Source organism: Skermanella sp. TT6, assembly GCF_016653635.2.
Classification (GTDB): domain Bacteria; phylum Pseudomonadota; class Alphaproteobacteria; order Azospirillales; family Azospirillaceae; genus Skermanella; species Skermanella cutis.
On sequence record NZ_CP067420.1, the window covers coordinates 1086156 to 1102281 of the forward strand.

Annotated in this window: 14 protein-coding genes; 5 read left to right on the top strand and 9 right to left on the bottom strand. The window is 67.6% G+C overall.

From position 1 onward, the window contains the following. Positions 1 to 5 precede the first annotated feature (5 nt). Together IGS68_RS05055 and IGS68_RS05060 are read right to left on the bottom strand one after the other, a co-directional pair. Entirely contained in the window at positions 6 to 1022 is a 1017-nt protein-coding gene (locus tag IGS68_RS05055) for an FAD binding domain-containing protein (protein WP_201077828.1), read from the bottom strand. After that, positions 1019 to 1549, bottom strand: coding sequence for a (2Fe-2S)-binding protein (locus tag IGS68_RS05060; RefSeq protein WP_201081097.1), 531 nt, complete (start codon positions 1547 to 1549; stop codon positions 1019 to 1021). Before IGS68_RS05060 ends, IGS68_RS05055 begins: the two co-directional genes overlap by 4 nt. A 255-nt stretch (positions 1550 to 1804) precedes the next feature. Between IGS68_RS05060 and IGS68_RS05065 the strand changes: the two genes are divergently transcribed. Then, the gene (locus IGS68_RS05065; protein ID WP_201077830.1) at positions 1805 to 3265 is read left to right on the top strand and encodes a phospholipase D-like domain-containing protein; all 1461 of its coding nucleotides are present in this window, start codon (positions 1805 to 1807) and stop codon (positions 3263 to 3265) included. 104 nt (positions 3266 to 3369) lie between these two features. Here IGS68_RS05065 and IGS68_RS05070 read toward each other — a convergent pair whose 3' ends face one another. From IGS68_RS05070 to otsB, 4 genes are read right to left on the bottom strand one after another with little or no spacing between them, the layout of a single operon-like run. Then, a complete protein-coding gene (locus tag IGS68_RS05070; RefSeq protein WP_201077831.1) occupies positions 3370 to 4329 on the bottom strand; it encodes a glucokinase in 960 nt (319 codons plus the stop codon). Positions 4330 to 4360: 31 nt separating this feature from the next. Then, positions 4361 to 5758: an alpha,alpha-trehalose-phosphate synthase (UDP-forming) gene (gene otsA, locus IGS68_RS05075; RefSeq protein WP_201077832.1), complete on the bottom strand. Its 1398-nt coding sequence runs from the start codon at positions 5756 to 5758 to the stop codon at positions 4361 to 4363. Beyond that, a complete protein-coding gene (locus IGS68_RS05080; RefSeq protein WP_201077833.1) occupies positions 5755 to 7593 on the bottom strand; it encodes a glycoside hydrolase family 15 protein in 1839 nt (612 codons plus the stop codon). The genes otsA and IGS68_RS05080 overlap by 4 nt, the downstream gene beginning before the upstream one ends. Before the next feature lie 16 nt (positions 7594 to 7609). Continuing rightward, positions 7610 to 8374, bottom strand: coding sequence for a trehalose-phosphatase (gene otsB, locus IGS68_RS05085; protein WP_201077834.1), 765 nt, complete (start codon positions 8372 to 8374; stop codon positions 7610 to 7612). A 574-nt stretch (positions 8375 to 8948) separates the two neighbouring features. Between otsB and IGS68_RS05090 the strand changes: the two genes are divergently transcribed. Both IGS68_RS05090 and IGS68_RS05095 read left to right on the top strand, forming a co-directional pair. Continuing rightward, positions 8949 to 9743 carry a DUF3891 family protein gene (locus tag IGS68_RS05090; RefSeq protein ID WP_201077835.1) on the top strand — a complete coding sequence of 265 codons (795 nt, stop codon included), beginning with the start codon at positions 8949 to 8951 and terminating at the stop codon, positions 9741 to 9743. 8 nt (positions 9744 to 9751) lie between these two features. After that, complete coding sequence (locus IGS68_RS05095; protein WP_201077836.1) at positions 9752 to 10291, top strand: hypothetical protein; 540 nt, start codon at positions 9752 to 9754, stop codon at positions 10289 to 10291. Positions 10292 to 10339: 48 nt separating this feature from the next. Here the strand turns inward: IGS68_RS05095 and IGS68_RS05100 are convergent, their stop codons facing one another. Continuing rightward, positions 10340 to 10921 (bottom strand): superoxide dismutase family protein, encoded by a 582-nt coding sequence (locus IGS68_RS05100; RefSeq protein WP_201077838.1) that lies wholly within the window; start codon positions 10919 to 10921, stop codon positions 10340 to 10342. Between the two features lie 188 nt (positions 10922 to 11109). On the opposite strand from IGS68_RS05100, the gene IGS68_RS05105 reads away from it, so the two are divergent. Beyond that, positions 11110 to 11643, top strand: coding sequence for a DUF4405 domain-containing protein (locus tag IGS68_RS05105; RefSeq protein WP_201077840.1), 534 nt, complete (start codon positions 11110 to 11112; stop codon positions 11641 to 11643). Positions 11644 to 11798: 155 nt separating this feature from the next. Continuing rightward, complete coding sequence (locus IGS68_RS05110; protein ID WP_201077842.1) at positions 11799 to 13613, top strand: extracellular solute-binding protein; 1815 nt, start codon at positions 11799 to 11801, stop codon at positions 13611 to 13613. 25 nt (positions 13614 to 13638) lie between these two features. On the opposite strand, the gene IGS68_RS05115 is transcribed toward IGS68_RS05110, so the two are convergent. Together IGS68_RS05115 and IGS68_RS05120 are read right to left on the bottom strand one after the other, a co-directional pair. Beyond that, complete coding sequence (locus IGS68_RS05115) at positions 13639 to 14502, bottom strand: universal stress protein (RefSeq protein WP_247881183.1); 864 nt, start codon at positions 14500 to 14502, stop codon at positions 13639 to 13641. A 22-nt stretch (positions 14503 to 14524) separates the two neighbouring features. Then, positions 14525 to 16012: a SulP family inorganic anion transporter gene (locus tag IGS68_RS05120; protein ID WP_201077846.1), complete on the bottom strand. Its 1488-nt coding sequence runs from the start codon at positions 16010 to 16012 to the stop codon at positions 14525 to 14527. Positions 16013 to 16126 lie beyond the last annotated feature (114 nt).

Sequence of the window (16126 nt, forward strand, 5' to 3'; positions counted from 1 at the left end):
TCGCCTCACTGGATCCGCTTGTCGATCTGGGTCTGCGGCGTTCCCGCCGCGGCCTGGGCCAGCGCCCGCACGATGGCGCGGCGTCCCAGGTCGATCTTGAAGTCGTTGTGGCCGAAGCCCTTGGCGTCGCGCAGGATATGGTCCGCCGCCTGCCTGAAGACGGCTTCCTCCGGCGCCTTGCCGCGCAGCAGGTCCTCCGCCGAGGTGTCGCGCCACGGCTTGTGGGCGACGCCGCCCAGCGCGATCCTGGCTTCCGCGATACGGCCTCCGTCGAGGCGCAGCGCCGCCGCGACCGACACCAGGGCGAAGGCGTAGGACAGCCGGTCGCGCAACTTCAGGTACGTATAGTTGCCGGAGAAATCCTCGTCCGGCAACTCGACCGCGACGATCAGCTCGCGCGGGCCCAGGTTGGTGTCGCGCTCCGGCTCGTTCCCCGGCAGCCGGTGGAAATCGGCCATGGGGATCACCCGCTCGCCGTCCGGCCCGGCCACGTGGACCTTCGCGGCCAGCGCGGCCAGCCCGACGCACATGTCGGACGGATGGGTCGCGATGCACTTGTCGCTGGTGCCCAGGATCGCGTTGATCCGGTTGACGCCCTTGATCGCGGAGCAGCCGCTGCCCGGCTCCCGCTTGTTGCACGGCGTGCCCGTGTCGTAGAAATACAGGCAGCGGGTGCGCTGGAGCAGGTTGCCGCCGGTCGACGCCATGTTGCGGAGCTGGGGCGACGCGCCGGCCAGGATCGAATCCGCCAGCAGCGGGTAGCGCTTGGAAACCTGCGGATCGTACGCCAGGTCGGCGTTGGGGACCAGGGCGCCGATCCTCAGCCCGCCGGCGGAGGATTTCTCGATCCGGTCCAGCGGCAGCCGGGTGATGTCGACCAGCCGGGTCGGCCGCTCGACATTGTACTTCATCAGGTCGACCAGATTGGTGCCGCCGGCGATGAAGCGGGCATGGGGATCGGACGCCACCTCGCGGACGGCCCCGGCCACGTCGCTCGGGCGGGCATAGGAGAAGCGGTTCATTCCGCGGCCTCCTTCATCCGGTCGCCCTGGCCGACCACCTGCTCGATCGCCGCCACGATGTTCGTGTAGCAGCCGCAGCGGCACAGGTTGCCGCTCATCAGCTCGCGGATCTCGTCGGCGGTGTGGGCCCTGCCTTCCTTGATCAGGCCCACGGCGGAACAGATCTGCCCGGGCGTACAGTAGCCGCACTGGAAGGCGTCGTGCTCGATGAAGGCGTCCTGGATCGGGTGAAGGTCCTGGCCGCCCTCGATGCCCGCGATGCCCTCGATCGTGGTGACGCTGGCGCCGTCCTGCATGACAGCCAGGGTCAGGCAGGAGTTGACCCGGCGATCGTCGATCAGAACCGTGCAGGCGCCGCACTGTCCGTGGTCGCATCCCTTCTTCGTGCCGGTCAGGTCGAGACCGTCGCGCAGCAGGTCGAGGAGGCTGGTCCAGGGTTCGACCTTCAGGTGCCGGACCTCGCCGTTGATGGTCAGGGTGATCGGGATGGCTTGCGCGGAGCCGCTTGCCGGCCCGATGTTCGGCATGGAGTTCAAGGCGAACCTCCTCTGGAAGCGTCGATGGGATGGAAATCGTCCGAACGGCGTGACCCATGGGCGGAGATCACTCGACCGTTCGGACAGTAACCTTTCGCCCCGGCCTCCGGTTCCCGGCAGGCCCGGTTACCATCGGATTCGGTGGAAACCGGGCAACCGGAGCGGCATATGGGTGTTGTCCGGATCGGCATCGGGCCACCCAGACGAACCCTTCAGGACGAACTTCCCTCGGAGCCGGCAGACGCCATGCGGACCAACGTTCTTCACGCCGCGACACGCAAGGAGCGGTCGCTGGACCAGATGCTGGCGAGCCAGGCCCTGTCCAGGGTGACCGGCGCCACGGCCGTGCCCGGCAACGGCCTTCGCCTGCTCAGGAACGGGGCCGAGAACTATCCGGCCTGGATCGAGGCGATCGGTTCGGCCCGCGACTGGATCCAGTTCGAGAACTACATCATCTACGACGACGCGACCGGCCGCACCTTCGTGGACCTGCTGGCGGAGCGCGCCCGCGCGGGCGTCCGCATATATTTCCTGTACGACTGGCTCGGCTGCTTCCGCAAGCTGTCGCGCCCCATGCTCCGGACCCTGACCCAGGCCGGCGTCCAGATCCGGACCTTCAACCCGCCGCGCCTGGACAGCCCGCTCGGCTGGCTCAGCCGGAACCACCGCAAGACGCTGACGGTGGACGGGCGGATCGGTTTCGTTTCCGGCCTCTGCGTCGGCGATGCCTGGGCCGGCGATCCGACCGGCAGGCGCAAGCCGTGGCGCGACACCGGCGTCGCCATAGAGGGTCCCGTGCTGGACGACCTGGAAGCGGCGTTCCGCCGCAGCTGGAACGCCGCTGGCCCGGCGCTGGAACGGCTGGAACCCCGGGAGCCGCGCGGGCTTCCGGCATCGGCCGGCGACGTCTCGATCCGGCTGATCGAGGGCCAGCCGTCGGAGATGGGGGTCTATCGCCTCGACCTGCTGATCGCCGCCGGGGTGCAGGACCGGCTGTGGCTGACCGACGCCTATTTCGTCGGCACCACCGCCTATATCCAGGCACTGGGCGAGGCGGCGCGCGACGGCGTCGATGTCAGGCTGCTGGTGCCCGGGATCAGCGACATCCCGATCACCCAGGCGCTGTCGCGGGCGAGCTACCGGCCGCTGCTGGAGGCCGGCGTCCGCATCTTCGAGTGGAACGGCCCGATGCTCCACGCCAAGACCGCGGTGGCCGACGGCCACTGGGCGCGGGTCGGCTCGACCAACCTCAACATCGCGAGCTGGATCGGCAACTGGGAACTGGACCTCGCGATCGAGGACAGCCGCTTCGCCGAGGCGATGGAGACCATGTACCTGGAGGACCTGGCGCAGTCGACCGAGGTGGTGCTCGACGTCAAGCACCGGCCCAAGGCCCTCGCTCCGCGCAGCCCCCGGGGACACCGCCAGAAGAAGCCCAGCACCGCCCGCGTCGCCGCGGGCAGCCTCGGCATCGGCAACACGGTGGGAGCGGCCCTGACCAACCGCCGCGCCGTCGGCCGGGCGGAAGCCGGGGTCCTGGCCGGGGCGGGGGCGATCCTGCTGGTGGTGGCGATCCTGGCGGCCTTCTTCCCGCGCCTGATCGCGGTCCCGATCATGCTGGCTGCACTGCTGGTCGGCGGCGGACTGCTGATGCGCGCCTGGAAGCTCAGGCATCCCGCCAAGGTCCGCCTGTCCGACCCGGTTTAGAGCCGTGCCCGCGGCTCGATGCAGGGCGGAGATGATGCGGGTTGAAGATCGTAGGTTGCGTCTATGGCGCAACGCATCGGATCAGCCCTAGCGGCGGGGCGGCGTTACGCGACCTTGTCCAGGACGGCCTTCAGTCCTAGGAAGGCCGGCAGCTCATGGGTCACGACATATGTGGGTATCGGCCCGAGAAAGTCGCGCAGCCGGCCCTTCTCGACGAACCGCTCGCGGAACCGGGAGCGGTTGAAGAAGCCGCCGAGCCGGGGGACGATGCCGCCCGCGATATAGACTCCCCCGCGCGAGCCCAGGGTCAGCGCGAGGTTGCCGGCGACGGTACCCAGCATGGCGCAGAACATCTCCAGCGCCTCGACGCAGGTCGCGTCGCTGCCGTCCAGCCCGCGGCCCGCGATGTCGGCGGGGGTCAGGCCCTCGGGCTCGCGGTGGTCGAGCAGGGAAAGGGCCTCGTACAGGTTGACGAGCCCTTGGCCGGAGATCACCCGCTCCGCCGAGACATGGGTGAACTGCCTGCGGAGCCGGTCGAGCACGGCGCTCTCCCGGTCCGAGACCGGCGCCATGGTCACGTGCCCGCCTTCTCCCGCGAGCGCGGTCCAGCCTCCGGGACCATGGATCAGGCCGGAAACGCCCAGGCCGGTGCCGGGGCCGATCACGCCGATCACGTCATGCGGGACGGGTGACCCGTCGCCGACCTGGAGCCGGTCGGCCTCGGCCAGCAGCGGGATCGACATGGCGACGGCGGTGAAGTCGTTGACCACCTCCAGCCGGCCGAGGCCGAGCGCCTTGCAGGTCTCCAGCACCGAGAAGGTCCAGGGATGGTTGGTCATGGTCAGCACGTCGCCGGTCACCGGCCCGGCGATCGCGAAGGCGCCTTCCGCCGGGTGGGCGTCGGGCTGGGCGGAGGCCAGGTAGGCTTGGCCCGCGGCCTCCAGCGTGGGATAGCCGTTGCAGGGCAGGGTGCGGGTGTGGAGCAGGCGGCCGGCCGCGTCGAGCAACCCGAAGCGGGCGTTGGTCGCGCCGATGTCGGCGACGAGATAGCGTGTTCCGGTCATGGGTCCCTCTCCTTCTGCTTTCCCCCCGTGGTCAGCTATCGTAGGGCGCCCGCGTCAGCGCCGTGACGAAATTCTCGCGCCAGACCGAGATATCGTTCCGCCGGAGCACGCCCATCATGTCGGCATGGCGCTGCCTTCGCTCCTCCAGCGGCATGGTCAGCGCCCGCTGGAGCGCGTCGGCGACGGATTCGATGTCATAGGGATTGACGATCAGCGCCGAATCCAGCTCCTCCGCGGCGCCGGCGAAACGGGACAGCACCAGCACGCCTGGGTCCTCCGGGTCCTGGCAGGCGACATATTCCTTCGCGACCAGGTTCATGCCGTCGCGCAGCGGGGTCACCAGCCCGACCTTGCTGACCCGGAAGAACCCGGCCAGGGAGCGGCGGGTGAAGCTCTTGTTCAGGTAGCGGATCGGCACCCAGTCGAACTCGGCGAAGCGGCCGTTGATGTGGCCGCTCAGCGTCTCCAGCTCCTTGCGGATCGCGATGTATTCCGGCACGTCGGAGCGGGACGGCGGGGCGATCTGAAGGAACGAGACGTGTCCCCGGTTGGCCGGGTAGTTCTCCAGCAGGCAGTGGAAGGACTCGAAGCGCTGCGGCAGCCCCTTGGAATAGTCCAGCCGGTCGACGCCGATGATCAGGTCGCGCCCGACCAGGCTGTCCCGCAGGCGCTCGGTCTGGCGGGTGTTGGCCGCCTGCGCCGCCAGAGCGACCAGCGGCTCCGTGTCGATGCTGATCGGGAAGGAGCGGGCCACCAGGGTACGGCCGAACGCCTTGATGTAGTATCCCTCGCCGGGTCCCCGATCGGTCACCGTGCCGCGCGCCTCGAACCGGATATAGTTGATGAAGCAGCGCAGGTCGCACAGCGTGTGGAACCCGACCACGTCGTAGGCGCACAGCGCCCGCACCAGGTCCTCGTGGTTGGGCAGGGCCACCAGGATCTCGGGTGCCGGGAAGGGGGTGTGCAGGAAGAAGCCCATGCGGTGCTTCATCCCGATCATGCGGAGCTGCTCGGCGAACGGGATCAGGTGGTAGTCGTGGACCCAGACCATGTCGTCCGGCTCCAGCAGCGGCGCCAGCTTGGAGGCGAACAGGCTGTTGACCCGCTGGTATCCCGCATAGTTGCGCCGGCTGAAATTGGTCAGCCCGAGCCGGAAATGGAACAGCGGCCACAGCGTGGAGTTGGCGTAGCCGTTGTAGTATTCCTCGTAGTCCCGCTTCGCCAGGTCGAGGGTCGCATAGGTCAGGCGACCGACCGGCGTCAGGCTGGGGGCGGACGGCGGCGCCGCGACGACGTCGCCGCTCCAGCCGAACCAGATGCCGCCGGTCTTCTTGAGGGCGGCCAGCACGGCGACGGCGAGCCCGCCGGCCGACTGCTTGCCCTCGTCGATCGGGGCGACCCGGTTCGACACCACGACCAGTCTGCTCAAAACGCTTCCTCCCAGGGTTTGCTCAGCCGCATGGCCGAGTTGATCAGGCCGACCATCGAATAGGTCTGGGGATAGTTGCCCCAGAGCTCGCCGGTGGCCGGGTCGATGTCCTCCGACAGCAGTCCCACATGGTTGCGGTGGGACAGCATCTGCTCGAACAGGGTCCGAGCCTCATCCTTCCGGCCGATCGCCGCGAGGGCGTCGATATACCAGAAGGTGCAGATGGTGAAAGCCGTCTCAGGATAGCCGAAATCATCCGCGGCCACGTACCGGTAGAGCATGCTACCCCGCTTGAGCGTGTTCTCGATCGCCGCCACGGTGCCGAGGAACCGGGGATCGCGCGCCTCGATGAAGCGCAATTCGTGCATCAGCAGCAGACTGGCGTCGATCTTCCCGACGCTTTCGCGGTTGCCATGGTCGAAACCGTCGCCGCCGCGGTAGGCATCCACGAAGCTGTTCAGCTTCGGATTCCAGGCCCGCTCAAGCACGGTTTCCCGAATCCTGTCGGCATGCTCGCGCCAGTGGGCCGCGCGTTCCTCGAGGCGGAGCTGGCAGGCGATCCGGGCCAGCCGGTCGCAGGCGGCCCAGCACATCACCGAGGAGAAGGTATGGACGTGCTCGGCGGTCCGCAGCTCCCACAGGCCGGCGTCCGGCTTGTCGTAAAGCATGACCGCCTGGTCGCCCAGCAGTTCCAGCCGCCGGAACAGGTCGATGCCCCCCGGCCTGGCCAGCCGCTGGTCGAAGAAGGCCTGGGCGGAGGCCAGGATCACGGCGCCGTAGCTGTCGTTCTGGATCTGCGCATAGGCCTCGTTGCCGACGCGGACCGGCCCCATGCCGCGGTATCCCGCGAGGCTCGACGCCGCGCGCTCGACCAGCCGCATCTCCTGCGCGATGCCGTAGACCGGCTGGAGCGTGCCCTTGGAGGCCCCGGCCACGATGTTGGTGATGTAGTGGAGATAGTTCTCCATGGTGATGGTCACGCCCAGGCTGTTGAGCGCCTGGATGACGAAATAGGCGTCCCGGACCCAGCAATACCGGTAGTCCCAGTTGCGTATCGTGCCCGGCGCCTCCGGGATCGAGGTGGTGACCGCCGCGATGACCGCGCCGGTCTCCTCGAAGGTGCAGATCTTCAGGGTGATGGCGGCGCGGATCACCGCGTCCTGCCACTCGAACGGCAGCGCCAGCGATCGGGCATATTGCCGCCAATAGTCCCGCGTCAGCTCGAGCAGCCGGCGCCCGCTCTCGTCGATCGGCGCGCGCAGGGGCTCGTCGGGGCCGAGGATCAGGGTGACCGGCTCGTCCAGCACGAACGGGGTCTCGTCCAGGATGTAGGCGATCGGTGCCGCGGTGGTCAGCCGGAGCACCTTGTCCGCCGAGACGTAGCGGATATGGTTGCTGCCGCGGGTGATCTCGGGCGCCACCTCGCCATAGTCGAACCGCGGACGGACCCGGATCACGATGCGCGGCGTTCCGCGCAGCGTCCGGACCAGGCGGACGATCGTGGCCGGCCGGTACGACCTGCCGTGGTGCTGGTGGCGCGGCGCGAAGTCGGTGATCTCGATCGCGGATCCGTTGCCGTCGTGGAGGACGGTTTCCACCACGGCCGTGTTGGGCAGGTAGCGTTGTTCCGAGCCGGTGCAGCCCAGCAACTCGATCTCGTAGAATCCCCAATCGGGGACTGTGCGCCCGTCATCACCCGGCGCGCCGTTCAGAAGGCTGCAGAAGACCGGATCGCCGTCCGGGCGCGGCTGGCAGGACCAGACGATACGGGCCCTGGTATCGAGCAGGGCGGTAAAGCTGCAGTTGCCGATCAGGGCCAGGTTGAGGGTGTCCATCGCTCGGCCGGCGCGTTCAGCGGAGACGGTCGGCCATGTCGGCCAGCCACCGGTGAAGGTCGGGGACGGACGGGATGCGGGCCCGCGCGTCGGTCGGCAGGCGGGTGCCGATCTGGATCGAGAGGCCGCCATGGGCATTGGCCACGCGGAAGCCGTCCTCGTCGGTCACGTCGTCGCCGATGAAGACCGGGGTGCGCCCGGCGAACGGCGGTTCGCCTAGGAGCTGTTCGACCACCGTCCCCTTGGTCGATCCCTTCGGCTTCACCTCCAGGACCATCTTGCCTTCCTGGACGTGGAAGCCGTCGCCGAAGCGTTCCATCAGGGCGGACGTCGCCGCACGGGCGTCGGCCTCCGCTTCCGGCGCGTTGCGGAAATGCAGCGCCACGGTCATGCCCTTCGGCTCCAGCCGCGTGCCCGGATGGGCGGCGACGAATTCTTCCAGGCCTCTCGTGATCTCGGCCAGCGCGGGGCGGTCGATCGACGCGGTCGCCCTCCGCCCCTCCGCGTCGCGCCGTTCCAGCCCGTGCTGGCCGGCCGCGGCGAGCGGAAGGCGTCCGAGCAGGCGGTCGATGTCGTCGAGACCGCGTCCGCTGACCAGGGCCACGGCTCCGCCGAGCGCCCCATGCAGCCGGGTCAGGAGTTCCGGAAGTCCGGGCGCCACCTGGACGCCGTCGGGCTGGTCGGCGATCTCCACCAGGGTGCCGTCGAAGTCCAGGAAGAGCGCCCAGTCGGACGACGGAGCGGGCAATTCGGCCATGGGATGCGTCGTTTTGTCGTCCATGCTTGCTGCCTGCCTCGTTGACGGATCGCGGGCGCTCGAAGCCACCGCCACGCGCGCCCACCCCTGGTTTAACGCATGAAACCGTGTCGCGGGTCGATGCGGGGCCGAAGAAAACGGCAGGCACGATCCCATTGCTGCGGCGGAAGCTCTCGGCGCCCGAAAATTTCCGCCGATGCGACCTTGTGATATGGTAAAGTGGTCATACCTTTCATGCAGTCCGGCACTCGCCCCCGGACCTCTGCCCCCCGAGACGGTGTGGGTGCGCCACATCTCCCCGGCCGCCCTCGAGAACCCCTTGGAATTCATGACGCAGTGCAGCAATGACTGTTCGCATGGGCGATTGTTTTGTGCCCAACCAGCTTGCTAAGCGGTTGCTTCCGTACATCTTTCTTTTTTCGCTTGATTTTGAAACCTTGCGCGATCATATTGTGCAGTGCGGGATCGGTGGTGTCTGCGATGCGATCGATCCTGTAACGCACTTCTTGGGCGTTTCCTCCCTAGACTCGGGCCGTGGGCAACCACGGCCCCTTTTTTTTGTTCAGTCGGGGGAGGTGACGAACCAGGGACGGGCTCCATGCTTTTCCGGAAAGACGGCGACGGCGTGATCGCGATCGGGCAGCCGAGCCATTCCTGGCTGGCCGGCCAGTTCGTGCGGGCCTGGGGCAACGATGGTTTCGCGCGGCCTGCGCCGTACGAGGAAGTCTGCCTCGGCGCGGAACTGCATGACATCGGCTGGCTATCCTGGGAGACCGCGCCGACGCTGAACCATGAGACCGGCAGGCCCCATGAATTCCGGGAACTCGGGCCCGCGGTCCACACTGCGCTGTGGACGGAGGGCGTCGAGCGTGCCGAGGTGTTCGGGCGATATCCGGCGCTGCTCGTCTCGCTGCACGCCGACACGATCTATTCCTCGTACTTCGATTTCGACAAGGCCTCGCCCGACGATGCGCGGCTGGTCCGGGATTTCCTGGAGGATCAGCATGCCTTCCAGTGCGCGGCGCTGGAGGTACTGGGCGCCGACCCGAGGCTGGCGGCCGATGTGGCGCCCGAGGCGGTGGAGCGGAACCGTCGGCTGGTCGCGGCGACCGACCGCATGTCGCTGGAGGTCTGCTGGGGGATCGAGGAGGGCGGAGCCGTCATCCCCGACGTTCCCACGGTCGGAAACGACCGGGCGAGCCTGACCATCCGGGCGCGGAACGGCGATTTGGCCGACCTGACCGTCGATCCCTGGCCGTTCGCGTCCGACCGGGTCGAGGCGACATGCGAGGGCCGGCGCCTTCGGGAGCGCCATGCCGACGAGGCCGGGCTACGCGCCGCCCTGCGCAACGCGGAACGTGCCGGGCTTCACGCCGTTCTGCGGCCGCGATGAGGTTTACCGTGCAAGAGCATCATGACGCCAAGGAAAGCCAAGAGGACAAGCACCATGACGAAGGGCATGCGGGGCGGCTGATTTCCACCGACAGCCTGAAGAGCCTGTATCTTGCCGAACGGTCCCGGCGGTCGAACGTCCAGTCGCTCCTGAGCGTGCCGGTGTCGATCATTTCCTTCTCGATCTTCGGCTTCGTCTCGTTCGCGCAGTATCTGGACGTATCCCGGTGGCGCGAGCCGGTGACGATGGTCATGATCAGCCTCTGCCTGGCGTCGCTCGCCGCGATGTTCATGGCAATGGCGCGCCTGGTCAAGCTGGACCGGCGCCTCGTCCTGGACGACTTCGATCGGATCGAGGCCGTCAGGGAAGCGCAGTCCGAGATCGATTACTTCCACCGGGCCTACGACGAGGCATTGGCCAGCAACGTGGACGCCGAGCGGGACCGCAGCAAGGCGTTCGTCCTTCTGATCGTCGCCCTGGTGCTGTTCCTCCTGGCGGTCTTCCTCATGCCGGTTCACCTGATCGGAACCGGCGTGAACGGCCGGTGAGGCGTTATCCGGGGAGGGGCGGTCCGACCCTCCCCGGTTGCCTTGCGCCTAGCGGGAAGCCGTCTGGGTGATGACGCCGCAGGCGACCCGATCGCCGGAACTACCCGCCGGATTGGTCGTATAGTCGTCCGGCGACCCATGGATGAGGATCGAGGTGCCGCCCGGCTTGACCAGGCTGTTCGATCCTCCGCGGAACGTCACCGCGTCGGTCATGAAGTCGGCCTGGGCGGCCCCGTCCGATGCGACCCAGATATTGGGCAGGTCGCCGGCATGGACGCCGCGCGGGGACAGGAAGCCGTGCTCGTGGTTGTCCGGGTTGAAGTGACCGCCGGCGGACTGGAAGTTCGGCGGTTCGCAGGTCCCGTTCTCATGGATATGGAAACCGTGCATTCCCGAAGCGAGGCCGCTGCCGGGATTGATCCGCGCCTGGATCAGCACGCCGTTGGGTGTCTCGACGAAGGCGACCGTCCCGATCGCCTGGCCCTCGGCGTTGTTGAGCGTCGCCGTGCCGAGGGCGGGAGTGGTCGGGTTCGGGGGCGTCGTCTGCTGCTGGGCCGCCGCGGGAAGGGCCAGTGCCGATGCAGCCAGCGCGGCGGCGAAGACGGCGGATTTGCGGAAGCTGCTGATCATCTCTGCCTCGTTTCGTGATCCGAAGGTGTCCCAAGGCCAACCTTCGGGCGCGGCGGATGTTCCCGATTCCGTGGGCCGAAAGGGGCGGGAGACCGGATCGGATTGGGCGCCGTTACATTCCGTTACAAGCCTGTTCCGTTCGGGACATACGGCGGTTACGCTGCAGCGCTACACCTGAGTGGATATGAATGATCGTCCACCGAGGTGGTTTCCCCATGTTCCCAAAAGCTGGAATCCCGACACGGGATGTCGTCACCCCCGTCACGTTCGTCGCTTTCATCGTCTCGACGATCACGGGGATCATGCTTCTGCTCCACTGGAAAGCCGGACTCGTCAGATTCTCTCATGAATGGTTGAGCATCGCATTCTCGGCCGTGGCGATATGGCACCTTGCGAGAAACTGGAGGCCCTTTACCGCGTACCTGAGGCGCAATACGGCTCTCGCCGTTCTATCCACAAGCCTCGTCGCAAGCATCGTCTTTACTGCGATTACGGGCGATACGTCGAATGCGAGTCCCGGTGCCGTATTCCGTGCCCTGTCCGGTGCCACGCTGGAGTCCGCCGCTCCGGCGTTCGGAATGACTCCGAGCGATGCCGTCGCCAAACTGAAGTCCGCGAATATCGAAGTCTCGGGCGGCGAAACCCTGGGCGAGATCGGTGCCCGCGCGGGTATCGGTCCGGCAGCGGTCGCCACGATTCTCGCGACGCAAGCACGTCGATGAATGGCCCAGCCCCGGGACATGAGGTGATCTCCGCTGCGGCATCACCGTGCAAATCGCCTGCACCCAACCCTCCCGCCCGCGTGTTCCCTGAGGCGACGGCTTGAATCGGGAAAGGTCAGACATGACGGGATCCGCTTTCAGCGATGGCAATGCCGATGGCTAGGCTTGGTACATCGCTAGTCGTCCTCGTTTCATGGCTGCTGACGCTTCCGGCGGGGATCGCGGTGCTCGCGGCGGACGATCCGCCGCGGCATGGCCTGGCCATGTACGGGGAGCCGAAATATCCTCCGGGTTTCGACCGCTTCGACTATGTCAACCCGGATGCTCCGAAGGGCGGTTCCGTGGTGCTGTCGGCGCTCGGCGGGTTCGACACGCTCAATCCCTTCACGATCCGGGGAGTGGCGGCGGCCGGCATCGCCAATACCTTCGACACGCTGATGGTGGAGTCGCTGGACGAGCCGTTCACCCAGTATCCGCTCGTCGCCGAAAGCGTCGAACTGCCGGCGGACCGCGCCTGGGTCGCCTTCACCCTGCGGCCCGAGGCCCGGTTCCACGACGGCCAGCCGATCGGGGTGGAGGACGTCATCTTCACCTTCGACACGCTGCGCGAGGCACATCCGTTCTACCGGGCCTACTATGCCAATGTCGCGAAGGTCGAGCGGACGGGGGAGCGCACGGTCAGGTTCACCTTCGCGCCGGGCGACAACCGCGAACTGCCCCTGATCCTGGGGCAGCTTCCGGTCCTGCCGAAGCATTACTGGCAGGACCGGACCTTCGACCGGACGACGCTGGATCCGCCGCTCGGCAGCGGCCCCTACGGGATCGCGCGCGTCGACGCCGGCCGCTCGATCACCTACGAGCGGGTCCCGGACTATTGGGGCAAGGACCTGGCGGTCAATGTCGGCCGGTTCAACTTCGGCACCCTGCGTTACGATTATTATCTCGACCCGACGGTGGCGCTCCAGGCCTTCAACGGCGGGCTGGTGGATTTCCGGGTCGAGAACGTCGCGAAGAACTGGGCGACCGCCTATGACAGGCGGGCGGTCGAGGCCGGCAGGATCACGATGGAGGAAATCGAGGTCGAGACGCCGGCAGGCATGCAGGGCTTCGTGTTCAACACGCGCCGGCCCGTCTTCGCCGATCCCCGGGTGCGCTACGCGATCGCCCACGCCTTCGACTTCGAGTGGGCGAATTCGGTGCTGTTCTACGGCGCCTATCAACGCGCCGACAGCTACTTCGAGAACTCCGACCTGGAGGCGGAGGGCCTGCCCGGCGAGGCGGAGCTGAAGATCCTGGAGCCCCTGCGCGGAAAGGTCCCGGACGAGGTCTTCACGGAACGCTACAACCCGCCGTCCGCCGGAAGCCGGACCGCCGTGCGCGAGAACCTGCTGAAGGGCCGCGAACTTCTGGAGGAGGCCGGCTGGGTGATCCGGGACGGCCGCCGGGTCGATGCGGAGACCGGACGGCCGCTGGAGTTCACGATTCTTCTCAACAGCCCGTCGCTGGAACGGGTGGCGCTGCCGTTCATCGGGAACCTGCGCCGGCTGGGGATCGACGCCCGCGTGCGGACCGTGGACACCGCCCAGTATCAGAACCGGATCAGCGACTTCGATTTCGACATGACCACGGCCGTCTGGGGACAGTCTCTGTCGCCCGGCAACGAGCAGCGCGACTTCTGGACATCGGCCGCGGCCGACCGGCCGGGCAGCCGCAACTATGCGGGTATCCGCAGCGAGGCGGTGGACCAGTTGGTCGACCTGCTGATCGCCGCCGATACCCGCGAGGACCTGCGCGCCCGCGCCGCGGCGCTGGACCGGGTGCTGCTGTGGGGGCATTACGTCATCCCGCACTGGTATGCCGGCGTGGCCCGGGTCGCCTACTGGGACAAGCTGGAGCATCCCCGGGATCCGCCGCCCTACGGCATCGCGTTCGACGCCTGGTGGGTGAAGGGCGCTTCCGCGGGCCGGTGACGGAGCGGATCGGTGCGCCCCGGACTCACCGGAACAGGAGCACGGGGATCCGGCAGTCGCGGATCATCCCGGTGGTCGTGCTGCCGATGATCAGGTTGCGGATGCGGGAGTGGCCGTAGGCGCCCATGACCAGGAGGTCGATGCCGTCGGACGCCACCGTGCCGGTGATGACCGCTTCCGGCTCGCCCTGGACGATCCGGCACGCGGCCTTGAGCCCGGCGGAAGACAGTTCCCCCTCGGCCCAGGCGAGCGCCTTGGTCACCTCGGAGTCGCCGGGCCGGTCGGAGGCGAGGACCAGGTGGATGTCCAGATCCTTGAAGCCGGGAGAGTTCGCCAGGAAGCTGACGGCGCGCCGGGCGCTCTTGCCTTCGTCATAGGCGATCAGGACGCGTTCGATGGGCTTGAAGGCGCGGGCGGCCACCAGACAGGGGCGATCGACCGCGCGGACGACCCGCTCCAGGTTCGACCCCAAATGGCCCGATGCGAAATCGACGCCTTCGCCGCGCTTGCCCATGACGATCAGGTCGGCCTTGGCCGACAGGTCCTGGACCGCATCGACCACCGCGCCGTTGCGCAGGCTGGCCGTCGTGTTCGCGACGCCGGCCTCTTTCAGGATCGACCGGCCCTCGTCGAGGAGATGCCGGCCGATCAGCTGGGCGGTCCGGGACCGGGCATGGTCCTGGTCGACCATCTCGCTCATCAGGTGGTCCAAGGTCTCTATGCCGATGCTGCCGCTGAGGTCCTGGCGCCCGGCCGGGGCGCGCTCCCGGATATCCACCACGTGCAGGAGATCGACCGACGCTTCCAGGCGGCTGGCGAACCAGGCGGCGTGCTCGCAGACGCTGCGGGCATAGACCGATCCATCCAGGCAGAGCAGGATGCTTTTCATGGCTGGTTTTCTCCGGTTCTTCTCAGTGACCGCCGAGCTGCTGCGCTGCATCCGGCTTGTCGTGGACGCCCAGGCGGTCGAGCAGCGTGCTGCTGGGCTGGTTCAGCCCGATCAGATGGACATCGGCGCCTTCCCGGCGGAACCGCAGCACGACCTTGTCGATGGCGCCGACCGCGGTGTAGTCCCACAGGTGGGCGCCGGTCAGGTCGATTTCGACGCGTTCGAGGCTTTCCTGGAAATCGAACCGGGCGATGAAATCGTCGGCCGAGGCGAAGAAGAGCTGGCCGTAGACCTTGTAGGTCCGGGAACGGCCATCCTCCGCCAGGGTGCTTTCGACCGCGACGAAGTGGGCGACCTTGCGGGCGAAGAACAGGGCGCTGAGCAGGACCCCGGCCAGGACGCCCTTGGACAGGTCGTGGGTGAAGACGGTGGTGAGGGTCGTGGCGATCATCACGATCGAGGAACTGACCGGCATGGTGCGCAGCTGGCGGACCGAGCCCCAGTTGAAGGTGCCGATCGACACCATGATCATGACGGCCACCAGCGCCGCCATGGGGATCTGGACGACCCAGGACTGAAGCACCAGGATCAGGAACAGCAGGCCCACCCCGGCGACGAAGGCGGACAGCCGGCCTCGCCCGCCGGACTTCACGTTGATGACGGACTGGCCGATCATGGCGCAGCCCGCCATGCCGCCGAACAGGCCCGACGCGATGTTGGCGATGCCCTGGCCGCGGGTCTCGGCGTGCTTGTCGCTCCGGGTGTCGGTCAGGTCGTCGACGATCGACGCCGTCAGCAGCGATTCCAGCAAACCCACGACGGTGAGGGTGACCGCGACCGGCAGGATGATGCCGAGGGTTTCCAGGTTCAGCGGGACGTCCGGGATCAGGAAGGTTGGGAGCGTGCCGGGCAGCTCCCCCATGTCGCCGACCGTCCGCACGTCGGCGCCGGTCAGGATGGCGACGGCGGTCAGCGCCACGATCGCGACCAGGGGCGACGGCACCGCGGTGGTGACCAGGGGCAGCAGGTAGATGATGCCCAGCCCCGCCGCGACGATGGCGTACACCTGCCAATTGGCGCCGGCGAATTCCGGCAACTGCGCCATGAAGATCAGGATCGCCAGCGCGTTCACGAAGCCGGTCATGACCGAGCGCGAGACGAACCGCATGTAGCGGCCCAGTTTCAGCAGCCCGACGACGATCTGAAGGGCGCCGGTCAGCAGGGTGGCGGCGAACAGGTAATCGAGCCCATGATCCTGGACCAGGTCGATCATCAGGAGGGCCATGGCGCCGGTGGCGGCCGAGATCATGCCCGGCCGTCCGCCGACGATGGAAATAGTGACCGCGATGACGAAGGAGGCGTAGAGACCGACCTTGGGATCGACGCCCGCGATGATCGAGAAGGCGATCGCTTCGGGAATAAGGGCAAGTGCGACGACGATGCCGGCGAGCACGTCGCCTCGCACGTTGCCGAACCACTCCGAACGGAGTCTGGCAATATCGGGAGTCATTGAAACCTGAATGGGACCGGGGCGGCATCTCCGACTGCGTCGGGGCGGCCCGTGAGCGAAAGGCACGACGGACGCTGCGGCTGCCTGTCCAGGCAGGCGCCGGGCAAAACGGCT

What these genes read in the sequence shown, in the direction of transcription:
- IGS68_RS05055 (WP_201077828.1), bottom strand. Translation starts at nt 1,022, where the DNA reads ATGAACCGCTTCTCCTATGCCCGCCCGAGCGACGTGGCCGGGGCCGTC.
- IGS68_RS05060 (WP_201081097.1), bottom strand. Translation starts at nt 1,549, where the DNA reads ATGCCGAACATCGGGCCGGCAAGCGGCTCCGCGCAAGCCATCCCGATC.
- IGS68_RS05065 (WP_201077830.1), top strand. Translation starts at nt 1,805, where the DNA reads ATGCGGACCAACGTTCTTCACGCCGCGACACGCAAGGAGCGGTCGCTG.
- IGS68_RS05070 (WP_201077831.1), bottom strand. Translation starts at nt 4,329, where the DNA reads ATGACCGGAACACGCTATCTCGTCGCCGACATCGGCGCGACCAACGCC.
- IGS68_RS05080 (WP_201077833.1), bottom strand. Translation starts at nt 7,593, where the DNA reads ATGGACACCCTCAACCTGGCCCTGATCGGCAACTGCAGCTTTACCGCC.
- otsB (WP_201077834.1), bottom strand. Translation starts at nt 8,374, where the DNA reads ATGGACGACAAAACGACGCATCCCATGGCCGAATTGCCCGCTCCGTCG.
- IGS68_RS05090 (WP_201077835.1), top strand. Translation starts at nt 8,949, where the DNA reads ATGCTTTTCCGGAAAGACGGCGACGGCGTGATCGCGATCGGGCAGCCG.
- IGS68_RS05100 (WP_201077838.1), bottom strand. Translation starts at nt 10,921, where the DNA reads ATGATCAGCAGCTTCCGCAAATCCGCCGTCTTCGCCGCCGCGCTGGCT.
- IGS68_RS05105 (WP_201077840.1), top strand. Translation starts at nt 11,110, where the DNA reads ATGATCGTCCACCGAGGTGGTTTCCCCATGTTCCCAAAAGCTGGAATC.
- IGS68_RS05110 (WP_201077842.1), top strand. Translation starts at nt 11,799, where the DNA reads ATGGCTAGGCTTGGTACATCGCTAGTCGTCCTCGTTTCATGGCTGCTG.
- IGS68_RS05115 (WP_247881183.1), bottom strand. Translation starts at nt 14,502, where the DNA reads ATGAAAAGCATCCTGCTCTGCCTGGATGGATCGGTCTATGCCCGCAGC.
- IGS68_RS05120 (WP_201077846.1), bottom strand. Translation starts at nt 16,012, where the DNA reads ATGACTCCCGATATTGCCAGACTCCGTTCGGAGTGGTTCGGCAACGTG.